This window comes from Escherichia sp. MOD1-EC6842 (assembly GCF_002965705.1).
Classification (GTDB): Bacteria; Pseudomonadota; Gammaproteobacteria; order Enterobacterales; family Enterobacteriaceae; genus Escherichia; species Escherichia ruysiae.
The window spans coordinates 244,263-260,169 of sequence record NZ_PTRF01000001.1 but is presented as its reverse complement, the minus strand read 5'-3'; the positions used below and the strand labels follow the sequence as shown (position 1 = coordinate 260,169).

The following is a 15,907-nucleotide window of genomic DNA, read 5'->3' as shown; positions in this document are numbered from 1 at the left end:
CGTAATATCATCGCACGCTGATGATGATGGTAATTAGCTAATTGAGTAAGGCCAGGATGTCAAACACGCCAATCGAGCTTAAAGGTAGCAGCTTCACCTTATCTGTGGTTCATCTGCATGAGGCAGAACCTAAGGTTATTCATCAGGCGCTGGAAGACAAAATCGCTCAGGCTCCGGCATTTTTAAATCATGCTCCCATCGTACTCAATGTCAGTGGCCTCGAAGAACAGGTCAACTGGCCAGCAATGCACAAAGCTATCTCAGCAACAGGCTTGCGGATCATTGGTGTCAGTGGCTGCAAAAATGCGAAGCTGAAAGCTGAAATCGAAAAGATGGGGTTGCCGATCCTGACTGAAGGAAAGGAAAAAGCGCCACGTCCAGCACCGACTCCCCAGGTTCCTGCGAAAAATACAACACCGGACACAAAAACGCGCTTAATAGATACCCCTGTACGTTCCGGTCAGCGCATTTATGCGCCACAATGTGATCTGATTGTTACAAGCCATGTTAGTGCAGGGGCAGAATTGATCGCAGATGGTAACATTCATGTCTATGGCATGATGCGCGGTCGTGCGCTAGCCGGGGCAAGTGGTGACCGGGAAGCACAAATATTTTGTACGAGTCTGATGGCAGAACTGGTCTCTATCGCCGGTGAATACTGGCTGAGTGATAAAATCCCAGCAGAATTTTATGGCAAAGCAGCACGACTGCAATTAGTCGAAAACGCTTTGACCGTTCAATCGTTAAATTGATCCCTTTTTAACAAGGAATTTTTATGGCACGCATTATTGTTGTTACTTCGGGGAAAGGGGGCGTTGGAAAGACAACCTCCAGCGCGGCCATCGCCACTGGTTTGGCCCAGAAGGGAAAGAAAACTGTCGTGATCGATTTTGATATCGGCTTGCGTAATCTCGACCTGATTATGGGTTGCGAGCGCCGGGTCGTTTACGATTTCGTCAACGTCATTCAGGGCGATGCAACGCTAAATCAGGCGTTAATTAAGGATAAGCGTACTGATAACCTCTATATTCTCCCAGCTTCGCAAACTCGCGATAAAGATGCCCTCACCCGCGAAGGGGTGGCCAAAGTTCTTGATGACCTGAAAGCGATGGACTTTGAGTTTATCGTTTGTGACTCACCGGCGGGTATTGAAACCGGTGCATTAATGGCTCTTTATTTCGCTGATGAGGCCATTATTACCACCAACCCGGAAGTCTCCTCAGTGCGTGACTCTGACCGTATTTTAGGTATTCTGGCGTCGAAATCACGTCGCGCAGAAAACGGCGAAGAACCCATAAAAGAGCACCTGCTGTTAACGCGCTATAACCCTGGTCGCGTGCATAAAGGAGACATGTTGAGCATGGAAGACGTGCTGGAGATCCTGCGCATCAAGCTCGTCGGCGTGATCCCAGAGGATCAATCAGTATTGCGCGCCTCTAACCAGGGGGAACCGGTTATTCTCGATATCAACGCCGATGCGGGTAAAGCCTACGCTGATACCGTAGAACGTCTGTTGGGAGAAGAACGTCCTTTCCGCTTCATTGAAGAAGAGAAGAAAGGCTTCCTCAAACGCTTGTTCGGAGGATAAGTTATGGCATTACTCGATTTCTTTCTCTCACGGAAGAAAAACACGGCCAACATTGCAAAAGAGCGGTTGCAAATTATTGTTGCTGAACGCCGTCGCAGCGATGCAGAACCACACTATCTGCCCCAGTTGCGTAAAGATATTCTTGAGGTCATTTGTAAATACGTACAAATCGATCCCGAGATGGTGACCGTACAGCTTGAGCAAAAAGATGGTGATATTTCCATTCTTGAGTTGAACGTGACCCTGCCGGAAGCAGAAGAGCTGAAATAAGCTGTATTAGCTCAGGTACGATCTGACAGTTACCGGTTATTTATACAGGTATCTGTCAGATTACACCCTGGTTAAATTTTTCTCTTCCCCGGTTCGCTATTAAGTAATGTTGTCATCGGCGTCCAGGCACAGCCCCCTTCCCTCCGTTGAGTTCGCTCATTTGGTTGCTGCGTTGTTAGTACAGGAAATGGGAATTACCTCCTGTTTTGTATAAACGGTAACACTCCCCATTCAAGCTCCAGCGTCAAATTAAGTCGCAACTAATTCACATTATCGCCACCAGAATAAAATCACTGACATTACGTTTTCTGATAAATATTGTTCACATATAAATTACACAATAACATTGATATTTCAGATTGCCTTACCTTTGCAATGCAATGTTAACACTTGATGACATTTCTTGAATAAAATATTCAAAATCAATGAGTTAATTCTTATTTAAGATTATTCCCATTCAAGCGAAAAACATAACTCTTATTATACAAACCGCGCTCATTTTGAATGATCTGAATAATATCGAGCGTTCTTTAGTTAAGCTGCTCTTAATTGAAGACGAAATTATTGTGTGTGCAACTTACTTAATACCGGACATCTAAGTTGAAGAAAAAAACACTCGCCTTCGGGCTCATCTCAATATTACTCTGCTCCACGCCAGCCATGGCGGATATGAATCGCACCACTAAAGGCGCATTGTTAGGCGCAGGCGTAGGCTTACTGACTGGCAATGGCGTAAATGGCGTACTGAAAGGTGCTGCTGTAGGTGCAGGTGTTGGCGCAGTCACTGAAAAAGGTCGCGATGGTAAAAATGCCCGTAAAGGCGCAAAAGTAGGTGCGGCCGTTGGCGCAGTCACTGGCGTCCTGACCGGCAATGGTCTGGAAGGCGCGATTAAAGGTGCTGTGATTGGTGGTACAGGTGGTGCCATTCTGGGTAAAATGAAATAAGGTATGATGATGAAAAAATTTGCTTTACTGGCTGGACTGTTTGTTTTCGCACCAATGACCTGGGCGCAGGATTATAATATTAAGAACGGCCTGCCGGCAGAAACCTACATTACTTGCGCAGAAGCCAACGAAATGGCAAAAACTGACAGCGCACAGGTTGCAGATATCGTCGCTGTAATGGGTAATGCCAGCGTTACTAGCCGTGATTTAAAAATTGAGCAATCTCCAGAACTGAGTGCCAAAGTGGTAGAAAAACTGAATCAGGTTTGTGCTAAAGATCCGCAAATGCTGTTAATTACCGCAATTGATGACACCATGCGTGCCATCGGCAAAAAATAATAGTTAATGTAGTACCGCGTCGATTTATTCGACGCGGTATATTTTTAGCGGATGGATGTGCTTATAAACAAAAATGAAGTGTTAGTATTTGGCTTTGGTTTATTCCGTCAGTTTTCACTGTATCAAAAACTATTTTACTGCAATCATATCCGTATACCCCCCTCACCGCAGAGTAATTTCCCCAAAACTAAACCTGACCAGTTTTTCCAGTTTCAAAGATTAATCATCTACTGATTGGATTTATAAGCATTTCTGATCAAATATCCTGTCAGCCCAAATTGTCAAAACGTATTTAAAAGAAGGGTTAATGCTGATCCCTTTGGCTTACCAGCTTCTCTCTTAACCGGTTAAGCAAATTGATTACCAGCCAAACCAGTGCATTGATTAAATTTATGGTAACAAGCACTTCTCCTAGCCAGATGCTGGGTTTGGCGATCAGGATAATCAGGATGGAGATCAGCATAAACGCAATGGAAAAGATGATATACAAAGTGAAATAATCCAGGCTATTACTTTTGTTCATGCTACTTACGGTGATCCTGACAAAATCTTCAGACAATTATAGCAAACAAAATAATGAACAATAGTAACAAGAAGCAACGAGCTAATTACCTGTCTACAATTGCACCATTTCATCGTCTTGCTGATCAATTTTCAGCCAAATATCATCATGCTATATCAATTAGTGCAATATTCACTCAACAACCACTTTCACCTTCGGTTTTGAGAGAATAATTTTGACGAGTTCAATATACGTCACCGGTTTATAGAAATAGTACCCTTGCTGGAACGTAATATTATTCTGGTTCAAATAGTCGAGCTGCTCCTTCGTCTCGACGCCTTCGGCGACAATACTGATAGAAAGTTTGCGCGCCAGATCCAGCACACAGTCCAGAATTCGGGTGGAATCAGGATCTGCATTGACCCGACCGACGAAACTGTGATCAATCTTAATATAATCGATGTGCAGATCATGGAGATAAGAAAGCCCTGAGTAGCCCGTACCAAAATCATCCAGCGCGATAACAAAACCATTTTCATGCAGAATGTTCAATCGCTGAACCAAATTTTCATCAACATGTAACGCTTCACGCTCAGTAACTTCAAGAACGAGATTCAAATCATGGCGAGTGAAGCTGTCGCGGTATTTCAGACATTCTTCAACAAATGTCGGCGAAATAATATGCGAGGCGCTAAAATTGATCCCAACATGAAATCCTTCCGGCAGTTTACTGGCGATCGCGTTCATTTGTGTGGCGACCTGACTCATCAAACTTTGGGTGAGCGGAACTATCAACCCTGATTTTTCAGCAAGTGGAATAAACGCTACAGGTGAAATATATCCTCCACGAGGATGTTTCCATCGGGCAAGAACTTCTACGCCGCGTAACGTCCCTTCCCGACCATTAACTACCGGTTGGTAAAAAGGCACAATCTCACCATTACTTATCGCCCTACGCAGAATCTCTTCAGGTGTGTCTGTCTTATTGAAATATTTATCAAGTAAAAAGGCAGCGGAACAGGATATTAAAAGGCTGAATATCAAAATACCCAAGCCTTTGTCGATCATTCTGGTAAAGCTAAATAGCGGCGGCTGGTTATAGATAATACTGAAATGATATTCAGTGGAGTTAACCCGTCCAGAAAGTTGATGTCTGCCATTGAGAGTTGTCACATCTCCCGACGGCCCAATAATATTATCCCCCACGCGCAAACTATATTTCACCCCCTTCAACGGCACATGGAGCGCCCCACGGATATGCTGGTCGCTAATAGTCACCAGGATACGCGTATCAGCGAACTGAATCTGATAGAGCAGAATGGGTAATCTATTTACAGTGTCGAGCGCCGGAGCCAACAGCAAATTACTGTCTGGTATCTCAGGAATACGGGATAGCAGTACCCGATTACCCGGCAGCGATGTACACCAGACAGCACCTTGTTTGAGAATGATGATCGTCCGCAGATGGGGTTTCAGCGCGGCCTCTGTACCTAGCTGATATTGTTCATCCAGATCGCACCTTTTCCCTGCAATTTCCATCGCCGTTTGAGTCGCCTGTGACGCTTCCTCAAGAATATGATTAATGTTGTTGGCGGCGTACTTCGCCCCCGCCAGGCTCTCAGCTTTTGCGGAATACCAGAGCTGAATATTCAAAATAGAGACGCCAGTAATAAACAGGCACACCGCAACGAGGATGGGGATAAGTGTATTGCGCATTCGCGTGTCCCAGGACCATTTTTCTCTGTTCATTCGCTCAATCTGGCGTCTACAGAGAGCATGGTAGAGAGAATCAGAAATATCCACGTTCTTGATGAAATTTCACCCCGCTATGCCGTAATACCTTCAATGTTGGATAAAAATCTCAAGTGAGCGTTAATTGACTGCCCCCAGGACAGAGAAGACGATTGAGCAACAAACCAGAACAAGAATATTGGGTAGGCAACGTTCTCTGTGTACTCATCCTTTAATACTTAACTGTATCAATGAGTAAGGCTATGCTGGACTGGTACAAAGTCGATGGGGACAGTAAAGGTTATACCGAGGTAAGGCAGTGCAAATTGTTACTCTACGCGACCCAGCTTTTTCTTCAACAGCACACGACACCTGCTCATAACAAACGGTATCCATCAATAGCGGCATCCAAAATCAGCTCCATTATATACAGCAATATCACTGGAAGGAATGTGAAGAATCGATAGCAGTAATATAAGTTGCACAAGTCAAACGTGGATTTTTTATACTCTTAAAAACCAGAGAAATAACTTTTTCTGATAACATCTATAACCAGTTAGAATAAGAAAGAGAGCGATATATTCTTATTTAGCAAGTCAGGCTATAGAAACCATATAATGCGAACTCTGGTGCGTAAGACATTTTCTTTTCACAAAACCCCATGTTACAAATTGTAAAGATTAACTCTTCCTGTTTGTATTCAACTTGTCTGGTCATATCTAAATAGATATGTAAAATTGATAACGGCTGGTAATCATTCAATACTCGCACTATAGAAAGTTCGCCAGCCTGCCGCAGGCACGCGCCTTTATACGACGTGTCTGCGGTTTTGTTGTGATATTTATATAGAAGTACTGGTGAATTATGAGCAATCTGAATCCATGCATGGCGTGTGGTGCCTGTTGTGCATTTTTCCGCGTCTCTTTTTACTGGGCCGAAGCTGATGATGCAGGCGGAACCATACCGGCTCATCTTACTGAGCAGATATCCCCTTACCACCGATGTATGCGCGGAACTAACCAGAAGAACCCACGCTGTATTGCCCTGGCAGGAACGCCTGGAAAAAACGCCTGCTGCACAATATATAAAAACCGCTCTTCCACATGTAGGGAATTCGCCATGTCAGGCGAGCATGGAGAAATTAATGAGGCATGTAATCGCGCTCGAGCTAAATATGGACTACCTCCAATTTAAAAGCTTTTTCAAGTTTAATTAGCTCCATACGATCGCCATCCTCAACAATATATTCAGGTAGCGAAACTAACTATGCCGCGACATTACTGTCGCGGTTAATCCATTAATAATAAATACAAAAAAAACCAAAATAAATCATATAACACCCCATCAATAATTAAGATCATTGATAAAATTAAAGTACGTCTGTAGCATTATCATATTTTATTTTTCATAGACGAGTTTTTTCGTGTTATGTTATAATATGGCGAATAAACACAGGTTATCAACTTGTCAGTAATGTAAATAAATTTCGAGGAGATCATTCCAGTGGGACGTAAATGGGCCAATATTGTTGCTAAAAAAACGGCTAAAGACGGTGCAACGTCTAAAGTATATGCAAAATTCGGTGTGGAAATCTATGCTGCCGCTAAACAAGGTGAACCAGACCCAGAATTAAACACATCTTTAAAATTCGTTATTGAACGTGCGAAGCAGGCACAAGTTCCAAAACACGTTATTGATAAAGCCATTGATAAAGCCAAAGGTGGCGGAGATGAAACGTTCGTACAAGGGCGTTATGAAGGCTTTGGACCAAATGGTTCAATGATTATCGCTGAAACGTTGACTTCAAATGTTAATCGTACAATTGCTAATATTCGCACAATTTTCAATAAAAAAGGCGGGAATATTGGAGCAGCAGGTTCTGTCAGCTATATGTTTGACAATACTGGTGTGATTGTATTTAAAGGAACAAATCCTGACCATATTTTTGAAATTTTGCTTGATGCTGAAGTAGATGTTCGTGATGTGACTGAAGAAGAAGGAAGCATCGTTATTTATACTGAACCTACAGATCTTCACAAAGGAATTGCAGCTCTAAAAGCCGCTGGAATTACTGATTTTTCAACAACAGAATTAGAATTGATTGCTCAATCAGAAGTAGAACTTTCACCAGAAGATTTAGAAATCTTTGAAGGGCTTGTTGATGCCCTTGAAGATGACGATGATGTCCAAAAAGTATATCATAACGTTGCTAATCTCTAATTATAAATATCCTCCGGCTATGCCGGAGGTTTTTCAAATGCGCCTATAAGGCACTGTTTCCAACTGCGCCCTAACTGGTGCATATGATCTAACATTTGCATTCAACTTCGTTACTTACGCCCCGTAAACGAGCTGCCTGGATATGGGTTCAATAATTGTTCGCCAATTTTATCTTCTTCGAGTGGGTGCTTTATATATTCTTGTATCTTTGCTGTGTTCTTACCCAGCGTATCTAAATAATAACTTCCACATCAAAATTCCCTGTTCCTGTATTTGAATTTTAGTTCTCTAGATTGCTCATAGAGCATCTGACTGCGTTTACCCTTCAGATAGCCATAAACCTCGATACGCTCATTTTCGACGGGATCTCCACAAGTATGTGGATATATCCACACAGCATTCTGCTTTCGCATCGGCTAACTCCTTTGAGTATTTTGCATCGAGTGCAGCAACATCGCACTGGCGCAACTGCATATCAGTAAAGGAAACGTCCTCAGCTTCTTGTACCGTCTGATTATTGATATCACCCCCGAAGAGGGACTGTTGAATAAATCAGATTGTAGTGAGCAATCAGGCTAACGTCAGCAAATAAAAAGGGCGCCTACTGGCAATCTTATGAATTCAACACATTACATATGGGTTCAGGTATTGCACAGTCCTGTACCATGTAATTAATATCGAAAGGCAATAAAAATATCCGATATATAACTCATGATACTTGCCCATAAAAAAGCCCTTCCGGAGATGAAGGGCAGGTTTTTGTATGCGCAATGTTCCATCATTTGCATGGTGCCGGGTGCCTCCCGGTGAGTCCGGCATCAGCATCCGAACCCGCAATATTGCCGCTAAAGCCGAAGGATATTTGCAACCTTGCTGATATGCCCCTCCGCACAGGGGGATTCACCATGCAGGTGATTTTTTAACAAATAAGAAAAATGGCATCAATACCATAATCTCGAAAACACATAATTTTATCAAATACAATTAATTTGTTATCGGAATATGTTAATTACGGATTTTCCTGCATCCGAAACAACAAAATCCACTCAACGGCAGGTTTATACTATTTCGGCACAATATCAAAATTTGCTCAAATAAAGCAAAAGGAGTAACAGTGACCTGTTGATATCCCCGCGCAGCCAAGTTCGAAGGTTGGCGCTCTCTCCCCCAATGAGCTAATGGCTGTATGGTTGGTGGCGCTTGCTGGATTTGAACCAGCGACCTGGCGATTATGGGCCGCTCACACTCACCACTGAGCTAAAGAGTCAGAAAAACAAATTTGCTTCGTTAAAAGTACATATATACAGTCTACATTATCGCATTATTAATAAAAAACAAAAAATTGATATTTTCTTATCTATTACAGATATTAATCGCATTGTATATTTTGATGATTTATATCACCCTGTAAAAAAATAAAGCTTTAGCCATTATCAAAACAAAGACTTCGTCACATCTTGCAACAAAAGGATTCAACAAGTATATCTATCACTAGGATAGACCACGTATCAAAAATATTACAAAAAATCTTAACTATGAAAAAAAATGTTTTTATAATATTTTTAAGTATTCTCTGTACAGGAGCCGTTGTGGATCATCCTCACTTAGACAGTAGGATACCAACAAACGAAATAATCAATTGTCTTTCCCGCTCCATCCAGGAAAGTGGTTATATAATGGATCTAAACGGCACCAGGCTGCCTATTAATGCAAAAGAATTCGCAACATACAAAATGTCAAACTTCTCCGGTTCATTCTGGATCGAATATTCAACAGAAGGAAGACCAATAAGGGAGGCTGGTATAAAAGATGCAACACAGGAGAGTTATAAGGTTCTGAATGATGCATTGCGACTATGTAGTGAGACCCTGACAAGATATTGACGTTCACAATCAATGTATTTACAGTCCACACTATATATCAACAAGTCAGCTTTCCGAAATTGCTGAACATTTCATCTCCGACAGTCCGCTGGCAAAGATCTTTTTCGGATTTACCTGTGAATTACCGATGCAAAAAACTGTATATCTGCGGGTTTGTATTAATATCCTAACACAGACATAAAAAGTCTATCATTGCGCTTAACTTATCACAGATACGGGAAAAAGTGAGCTAAAGAAAAAGCGACAACGTATTTAAATGGAAAACGAAATATTTAAAAAGGCTACCGTGCTCTTGATACGGCTCCCTTGAACAGTTCTCGATAATCGGAAAACTCAGGGCGCGTTATCCTGTGGTCACTCTCAGCCATGTGTTCGGGGTTCATCGCATTAGCTACAAATACTAACCAGACGGCAGACGTGCTGTATTACGCAGTCAGGTACTTGAGCTACATGGCATCAGCCACGGTTCAGCCGGAGAAAAAAGCATCGCTACAATGAGTAGAACTGCTATCTGCCCCACCAAACTATCAGGGGGTTTTGATAACCCTTAGCAAGCTAACAAAAACAACGGGCGTGTTATACGCCCGTTACAGTTTTTAACACATGCAGAAATTACATGTTTTCGATGATCGCGTCACCAAACTCTGAACATTTCAGCAGTTTAGCGCCTTCCATCAGACGTTCGAAGTCATAGGTTACGGTCTTCGCATTGATTGCGCCTTCCATACCTTTAACAATTAAATCAGCCGCTTCGGTCCACCCCATGTGGCGCAGCATCATCTCAGCGGAGAGAATTATAGAGCCTGGGTTAACTTTGTCCTGACCGGCATATTTCGGCGCAGTACCGTGGGTGGCTTCAAACAGGGCGCATTCGTCACCGATGTTTGCGCCAGGGGCAATACCGATACCGCCAACCTGCGCTGCCAGGGCGTCAGAAATGTAGTCACCGTTCAGGTTCATACAGGCGATAACATCATATTCAGCCGGACGCAGCAGGATCTGTTGCAGGAATGCATCAGCAATCACGTCTTTAATGACGATCTCTTTGCCGGTATTCGGGTTTTTAACTTTCAGCCACGGGCCACCGTCGATCAGTTCACCGCCAAACTCTTCACGCGCCAGCTGGTAGCCCCAGTCTTTAAACGCGCCTTCGGTGAACTTCATGATGTTGCCTTTGTGCACCAGAGTCACAGAGTCACGATCGTTAGCAATTGCGTATTCGATCGCGGCACGGACCAGACGTTTGGTGCCTTCTTCAGAACACGGCTTAATACCGATACCGCAATGTTCCGGGAAGCGAATTTTCTTCACGCCCATCTCTTCACGCAGGAATTTAATCACTTTCTCGGCGTCGGCAGAGTCAGCTTTCCATTCGATACCCGCATAAATGTCTTCCGAGTTTTCACGGAAGATAACCATATCGGTCAGTTCAGGGTGTTTAACCGGGCTTGGAGTGCCCTGATAGTAACGTACCGGACGCAGGCAGATGTAGAGATCCAGTTCCTGGCGCAGGGCAACGTTCAGAGAGCGAATACCGCCACCAACCGGAGTGGTCAGCGGGCCTTTAATGGCAACGCGATATTCACGAATCAGATCAAGGGTTTCAGCAGGCAGCCAGACGTCCTGACCATAAACCTGTGTGGATTTTTCACCGGTGTAAATTTCCATCCAGGAGATTTTACGCTCGCCTTTATAGGCTTTCTCGACCGCAGCGTCGACCACTTTCAGCATGGCTGGGGTTACATCTACACCGATTCCATCACCTTCGATGTAAGGGATAATCGGATTTTCAGGAACGTTGAGTTTGCCGTTTTGCAGGGTGATCTTCTTGCCTTGTGCCGGAACAACTACTTTACTTTCCATTCACCTCTCCTTCGAGCGCTACTGGTTTGCTCGTCTGCCACCACGTTGCATATGCGTTTGCGTCCTGCGATACGGATGCTTTAGAGCAATTTTTTGTTAATGATTTGTAATTGGCTTGTCAATACTACCCTATTGTTTGCCGTCATGAAAGATGCGCGTTATTAGGCTATAATGCGGCAATTCATAATCTCTGAAAATACCATGCAAAAAACTTCTTTTAGAAATCACCAGGTTAAGCGATTCAGCTCGCAACGTTCTACCAGGCGAAAACCTGAAAACCAGCCCACGCGCGTGATCCTGTTCAATAAACCCTACGATGTTCTTCCGCAGTTCACCGATGAAGCAGGGCGTAAAACATTAAAAGAATTCATCCCGGTTCAGGGCGTTTATGCGGCTGGTCGTCTCGACAGAGATAGCGAAGGGTTACTGGTGCTGACTAATAATGGCGCGTTACAGGCGCGTTTAACCCAGCCGGGCAAACGCACCGGGAAAATCTATTATGTGCAGGTGGAAGGCATTCCTACGGAAGACGCTCTTGAAGCCTTGCGCAATGGCGTAACCTTAAATGATGGCCCTACCCTGCCCGCTGGCGTGGAATTGGCTGAAGAACCGGAGTGGTTATGGCCGCGTAATCCGCCAATTCGTGAACGAAAAAGTATTCCCACCAGCTGGCTGAAGATCACCTTATATGAAGGACGTAATCGCCAGGTACGCCGCATGACCGCCCATGTTGGTTTCCCCACACTGCGACTGATTCGCTATGCGATGGGGAGTTACACGCTGGATAATCTTGCTAATGGCGAATGGCGAGAAACCACAGAATAAGGAAGCACAATGTTTAAACCGCACGTTACCGTTGCCTGCGTGGTGCACGCAGAAGGCAAATTTTTAGTCGTTGAAGAGACGATTAATGGTAAAGCGTTATGGAACCAACCTGCCGGGCATCTGGAAGCAGATGAAACCTTAGTGGAAGCCGCCGCGCGTGAGCTGTGGGAAGAGACGGGCATCAGCGCGAAACCGCAACATTTCATCCGTATGCATCAGTGGATTGCGCCAGATAAAACGCCGTTTTTGCGTTTCCTCTTTGCCATTGAACTTGAGCAAATATGCCCGACCCAGCCTCATGACAGCGATATCGACTGCTGCCGTTGGGTCAGCGCCGAAGAAATTTTACAGGCGTCAAATCTTCGTTCGCCGCTGGTGGCGGAAAGTATTCGTTGTTATCAAAGCGGGCAACGCTATCCGCTGGAGATGATTGGCGATTTTAACTGGCCTTTTACAAAGGGTGTCATCTAAAAGGCTGCGTGATAGAATACGCCGCCTTGAAGTTCAATGTCGTGAGTGATCCAATGTCTGAAACCGCAAAAAAAGTAATCGTCGGCATGTCCGGCGGTGTCGATTCCTCCGTTTCTGCCTGGCTGTTGCAACAACAGGGATATCAGGTCGAAGGCCTGTTTATGAAGAACTGGGAAGAAGACGACGGTGAGGAATATTGCACGGCGGCAGCGGATCTGGCTGATGCCCAGGCTGTCTGCGACAAGCTCGGCATTGAACTGCACACCGTTAACTTTGCTGCCGAGTACTGGGACAACGTCTTCGAACTGTTCCTTGCCGAATATAAAGCCGGTCGCACGCCGAATCCGGATATTCTGTGCAACAAAGAGATCAAATTTAAAGCCTTCCTCGAATTTGCCGCCGAAGATTTAGGTGCCGATTATATCGCTACCGGTCATTACGTTCGTCGCGCAGATGTCGATGGCAAGAGCCGCCTGCTGCGTGGTCTGGACAGCAACAAAGACCAGAGCTACTTCCTTTACACGCTTAGCCATGAGCAGATTGCGCAAAGCCTGTTCCCGGTCGGCGAACTGGAAAAACCGCAGGTGCGTAAGATTGCTGAAGATCTCGGTCTGGTTACCGCGAAGAAAAAAGACTCTACCGGCATTTGCTTTATTGGCGAACGTAAATTCCGCGAGTTCCTGGGGCGTTATCTCCCGGCGCAACCGGGCAAAATCATTACCGTTGATGGCGATGAAATTGGCGAACACCAGGGGCTGATGTATCACACCCTCGGTCAGCGTAAAGGTCTGGGTATCGGTGGCACTAAAGATGGCACCGAAGAACCGTGGTACGTCGTCGATAAAGACGTCGAGAATAACATTCTGGTTGTCGCGCAGGGTCATGAGCATCCACGTCTGATGTCTGTTGGGTTGATTGCCCAGCAGTTGCACTGGGTCGATCGTGAACCGTTCACCGGCACTATGCGTTGCACGGTAAAAACCCGCTATCGCCAGACCGACATCCCATGCACCGTCAAGGCGCTGGACGATGATCGCATTGAAGTGATTTTCGATGAGCCTGTTGCCGCCGTGACGCCGGGTCAGTCTGCCGTCTTCTACAACGGTGAAGTGTGCCTCGGTGGCGGTATTATTGAGCAGCGTCTGCCGCTGCCGGTCTGATTATTATCTTTACTTAAAACAAGGAAGCAGTGAACGTGGCAAAGAATTACTATGACATCACCCTCGCCCTGGCTGGTATTTGTCAGTCGGCTCGCCTGGTGCAACAACTCGCTCACCAGGGGCATTGTGATGCCGATGCGCTACACGTTTCACTCAACAGTATTATTGATATGAACCCCAGCTCCACGCTGGCGGTTTTTGGCGGTAGCGAAGCCAACCTGCGCGTCGGGCTGGAAACCCTGCTCGGCGTGCTCAATGCCAGCAGCCGTCAGGGTTTGAACGCTGAGTTAACCCGCTACACCCTTAGCCTGATGGTGCTTGAGCGTAAACTTTCATCTGCCAAAGGTGCGCTCGACACTCTGGGCAACCGGATCAACGGCCTGCAACGCCAGCTCGAACACTTCGATTTACAGTCCGAAACGCTGATGAGCGCGATGGCCGCCATCTATGTTGATGTTATCAGCCCGCTTGGCCCGCGCATTCAGGTCACCGGTTCCCCTGCTGTACTGCAAAGCCCGCAGGTGCAGGCGAAAGTTCGCGCAACCCTGCTGGCAGGCATTCGCGCCGCCGTGCTCTGGCACCAGGTCGGCGGTGGACGTCTGCAACTGATGTTTTCTCGTAATCGCCTGACCACTCAGGCAAAACAAATTCTTGCTCATTTAACCCCGGAGTTGTGATCTATGGAATTATCCTCACTGACCGCCGTTTCCCCTGTCGATGGACGCTACGGCGATAAAGTCAGCGCGCTGCGCGGGATTTTCAGCGAATATGGTTTGCTGAAATTCCGTGTACAAGTTGAAGTACGTTGGCTGCAAAAACTAGCCGCGCACGCAGCGATCAAGGAAGTTCCTGCTTTTGCTGCCGACGCAATCGGTTACCTTGATGCAATCGTCGCTAATTTCAGCGAAGAAGATGCTGCACGCATCAAAACCATCGAGCGTACCACTAACCACGACGTTAAAGCGGTTGAGTATTTCCTGAAAGAAAAAGTGGCAGATATCCCGGAACTGCACGCGGTATCTGAATTCATTCACTTTGCCTGTACTTCGGAAGATATCAATAACCTCTCCCACGCGTTGATGCTGAAAACCGCGCGTGATGAAGTGATCCTGCCATACTGGCGTCAACTGATTGACGGTATTAAAGATCTCGCTATTCAGTACCGCGATATTCCGCTGCTGTCCCGTACCCACGGTCAGCCAGCCACGCCGTCAACCATCGGGAAAGAGATGGCTAACGTTGCCTACCGTATGGAACGCCAGTACCGCCAACTTAACCAGGTGGAGATCCTCGGCAAAATCAACGGCGCGGTCGGTAACTATAACGCCCACATCGCCGCTTACCCGGAAGTTGACTGGCATCAGTTTAGCGAAGAGTTCGTCACCTCGCTGGGTATTCAGTGGAACCCGTACACCACGCAGATTGAACCGCACGACTACATTGCCGAACTGTTTGATTGCGTTGCGCGCTTTAACACTATTCTGATCGACTTTGACCGTGACGTCTGGGGTTATATCGCTCTTAACCACTTCAAACAGAAAACCATTGCTGGTGAGATTGGTTCTTCCACCATGCCGCATAAGGTTAACCCGATCGACTTCGAAAACTCCGAAGGGAACCTGGGGCTTTCCAACGCAGTGTTGCAGCACCTGGCCAGCAAACTGCCGGTTTCCCGCTGGCAGCGTGACCTGACCGACTCCACCGTGCTGCGTAACCTCGGCGTGGGTATTGGTTATGCACTGATTGCTTACCAGTCTACCCTGAAAGGCGTGAGCAAACTGGAAGTGAACCGTGACCATCTGCTGGATGAGCTGGATCACAACTGGGAAGTGCTGGCTGAGCCGATCCAGACAGTCATGCGTCGCTATGGCATTGAAAAACCGTATGAAAAGCTGAAAGAGCTGACTCGCGGTAAGCGCGTTGACGCCGAAGGCATGAAGCAATTTATCGACGGTCTGGCGCTGCCAGAAGAAGAGAAAGCGCGCCTGAAAGCGATGACGCCGGCTAATTATATTGGTCGTGCCATCACGATGGTTGATGAGCTGAAATAATCCCCTGTCAAGGCCGGATGGCGATGCTGTCCGGCCTGCTTCTTAAGCGAATCTTTTCC

General features: G+C 45.9%; 17 protein-coding genes, 1 tRNA gene and 2 pseudogenes. 15 read left to right on the top strand and 5 right to left on the bottom strand.

Features of this window, described 5'->3' with window-relative positions; genetic code table 11:
* Nucleotides 1–56: 56 nt before the first annotated feature.
* The 6 genes from minC (at nt 57) to A7Z29_RS01355 (ending at nt 3,142) form a co-directional block, all read left to right on the top strand.
* Entirely contained in the window at nt 57–752 is a 696-nt protein-coding gene (gene minC, locus A7Z29_RS01375) for a septum site-determining protein MinC (protein ID WP_010357020.1), read from the top strand.
* Between the two features lie 23 nt (nt 753–775).
* A complete protein-coding gene (gene minD / locus A7Z29_RS01370) occupies nt 776–1,588 on the top strand; it encodes a septum site-determining protein MinD (RefSeq protein ID WP_000101043.1) in 813 nt (270 codons plus the stop codon).
* Between the two features lie 3 nt (nt 1,589–1,591).
* The gene (minE, locus tag A7Z29_RS01365; RefSeq protein WP_001185665.1) at nt 1,592–1,858 is read left to right on the top strand and encodes a cell division topological specificity factor MinE; all 267 of its coding nucleotides are present in this window, start codon (nt 1,592–1,594) and stop codon (nt 1,856–1,858) included.
* A 446-nt stretch (nt 1,859–2,304) separates the two neighbouring features.
* Nucleotides 2,305–2,457, top strand: a complete 153-nt coding sequence (locus A7Z29_RS24000; RefSeq protein WP_370906317.1) for a hypothetical protein — start codon at nt 2,305–2,307, stop codon at nt 2,455–2,457.
* Nucleotide 2,458: 1 nt separating this feature from the next.
* Nucleotides 2,459–2,803: a YMGG-like glycine zipper-containing protein gene (locus tag A7Z29_RS01360; RefSeq protein ID WP_000730702.1), complete on the top strand. Its 345-nt coding sequence runs from the start codon at nt 2,459–2,461 to the stop codon at nt 2,801–2,803.
* Nucleotides 2,804–2,806: 3 nt separating this feature from the next.
* Nucleotides 2,807–3,142, top strand: coding sequence for a YmgD family protein (locus tag A7Z29_RS01355; protein WP_000979974.1), 336 nt, complete (start codon nt 2,807–2,809; stop codon nt 3,140–3,142).
* A gap of 304 nt (nt 3,143–3,446) precedes the next feature.
* On the opposite strand, the gene ymgF is transcribed toward A7Z29_RS01355, so the two are convergent.
* Both ymgF and A7Z29_RS01345 read right to left on the bottom strand, forming a co-directional pair.
* Nucleotides 3,447–3,665, bottom strand: coding sequence for a cell division-associated protein YmgF (gene ymgF, locus A7Z29_RS01350; RefSeq protein WP_001043535.1), 219 nt, complete (start codon nt 3,663–3,665; stop codon nt 3,447–3,449).
* A 171-nt stretch (nt 3,666–3,836) separates the two neighbouring features.
* Nucleotides 3,837–5,360 carry an EAL domain-containing protein gene (locus A7Z29_RS01345; protein WP_085460637.1) on the bottom strand — a complete coding sequence of 508 codons (1,524 nt, stop codon included), beginning with the start codon at nt 5,358–5,360 and terminating at the stop codon, nt 3,837–3,839.
* A gap of 879 nt (nt 5,361–6,239) precedes the next feature.
* Between A7Z29_RS01345 and A7Z29_RS01340 the strand changes: the two genes are divergently transcribed.
* On the top strand, nt 6,240–6,569 hold the full coding sequence (locus tag A7Z29_RS01340) for a YkgJ family cysteine cluster protein (RefSeq protein ID WP_010345776.1): 330 nt from the start codon (nt 6,240–6,242) through the stop codon (nt 6,567–6,569).
* A gap of 309 nt (nt 6,570–6,878) precedes the next feature.
* Nucleotides 6,879–7,595 carry a YebC/PmpR family DNA-binding transcriptional regulator gene (locus A7Z29_RS01335; RefSeq protein WP_085460636.1) on the top strand — a complete coding sequence of 239 codons (717 nt, stop codon included), beginning with the start codon at nt 6,879–6,881 and terminating at the stop codon, nt 7,593–7,595.
* 110 nt (nt 7,596–7,705) lie between these two features.
* Here A7Z29_RS01335 and A7Z29_RS01330 read toward each other — a convergent pair.
* Together A7Z29_RS01330 and A7Z29_RS01315 are read right to left on the bottom strand one after the other, a co-directional pair.
* Nucleotides 7,706–8,078: pseudogene (locus A7Z29_RS01330) on the bottom strand (transposase); the annotation flags it as partial.
* Nucleotides 8,079–8,786: 708 nt separating this feature from the next.
* Nucleotides 8,787–8,862, bottom strand: a tRNA-Met gene (locus A7Z29_RS01315).
* Between the two features lie 322 nt (nt 8,863–9,184).
* On the opposite strand from A7Z29_RS01315, the gene A7Z29_RS01310 reads away from it, so the two are divergent.
* Together A7Z29_RS01310 and A7Z29_RS01305 are read left to right on the top strand one after the other, a co-directional pair.
* The gene (locus A7Z29_RS01310; RefSeq protein WP_024165126.1) at nt 9,185–9,478 is read left to right on the top strand and encodes a hypothetical protein; all 294 of its coding nucleotides are present in this window, start codon (nt 9,185–9,187) and stop codon (nt 9,476–9,478) included.
* A 226-nt stretch (nt 9,479–9,704) separates the two neighbouring features.
* Nucleotides 9,705–9,978, top strand: a pseudogene (locus A7Z29_RS01305) (IS3 family transposase); the annotation flags it as partial.
* A gap of 112 nt (nt 9,979–10,090) precedes the next feature.
* Here A7Z29_RS01305 and icd read toward each other — a convergent pair.
* Nucleotides 10,091–11,341: an NADP-dependent isocitrate dehydrogenase gene (gene icd, locus A7Z29_RS01300; protein WP_000444485.1), complete on the bottom strand. Its 1,251-nt coding sequence runs from the start codon at nt 11,339–11,341 to the stop codon at nt 10,091–10,093.
* Nucleotides 11,342–11,512: 171 nt separating this feature from the next.
* Between icd and rluE the strand changes: the two genes are divergently transcribed.
* From rluE to purB, 5 genes are read left to right on the top strand one after another with little or no spacing between them, the layout of a single operon-like run.
* On the top strand, nt 11,513–12,166 hold the full coding sequence (gene rluE / locus A7Z29_RS01295; protein WP_001248687.1) for a 23S rRNA pseudouridine(2457) synthase RluE: 654 nt from the start codon (nt 11,513–11,515) through the stop codon (nt 12,164–12,166).
* Between the two features lie 9 nt (nt 12,167–12,175).
* Nucleotides 12,176–12,637: a phosphatase NudJ gene (gene nudJ / locus A7Z29_RS01290; RefSeq protein ID WP_000476081.1), complete on the top strand. Its 462-nt coding sequence runs from the start codon at nt 12,176–12,178 to the stop codon at nt 12,635–12,637.
* Nucleotides 12,638–12,690: 53 nt separating this feature from the next.
* On the top strand, nt 12,691–13,797 hold the full coding sequence (gene mnmA / locus A7Z29_RS01285; RefSeq protein ID WP_010345559.1) for a tRNA 2-thiouridine(34) synthase MnmA: 1,107 nt from the start codon (nt 12,691–12,693) through the stop codon (nt 13,795–13,797).
* A gap of 35 nt (nt 13,798–13,832) precedes the next feature.
* Entirely contained in the window at nt 13,833–14,474 is a 642-nt protein-coding gene (gene hflD / locus A7Z29_RS01280) for a high frequency lysogenization protein HflD (protein WP_001297479.1), read from the top strand.
* Between the two features lie 3 nt (nt 14,475–14,477).
* Entirely contained in the window at nt 14,478–15,848 is a 1,371-nt protein-coding gene (gene purB, locus A7Z29_RS01275; protein WP_000423715.1) for an adenylosuccinate lyase, read from the top strand.
* Nucleotides 15,849–15,907 lie beyond the last annotated feature (59 nt).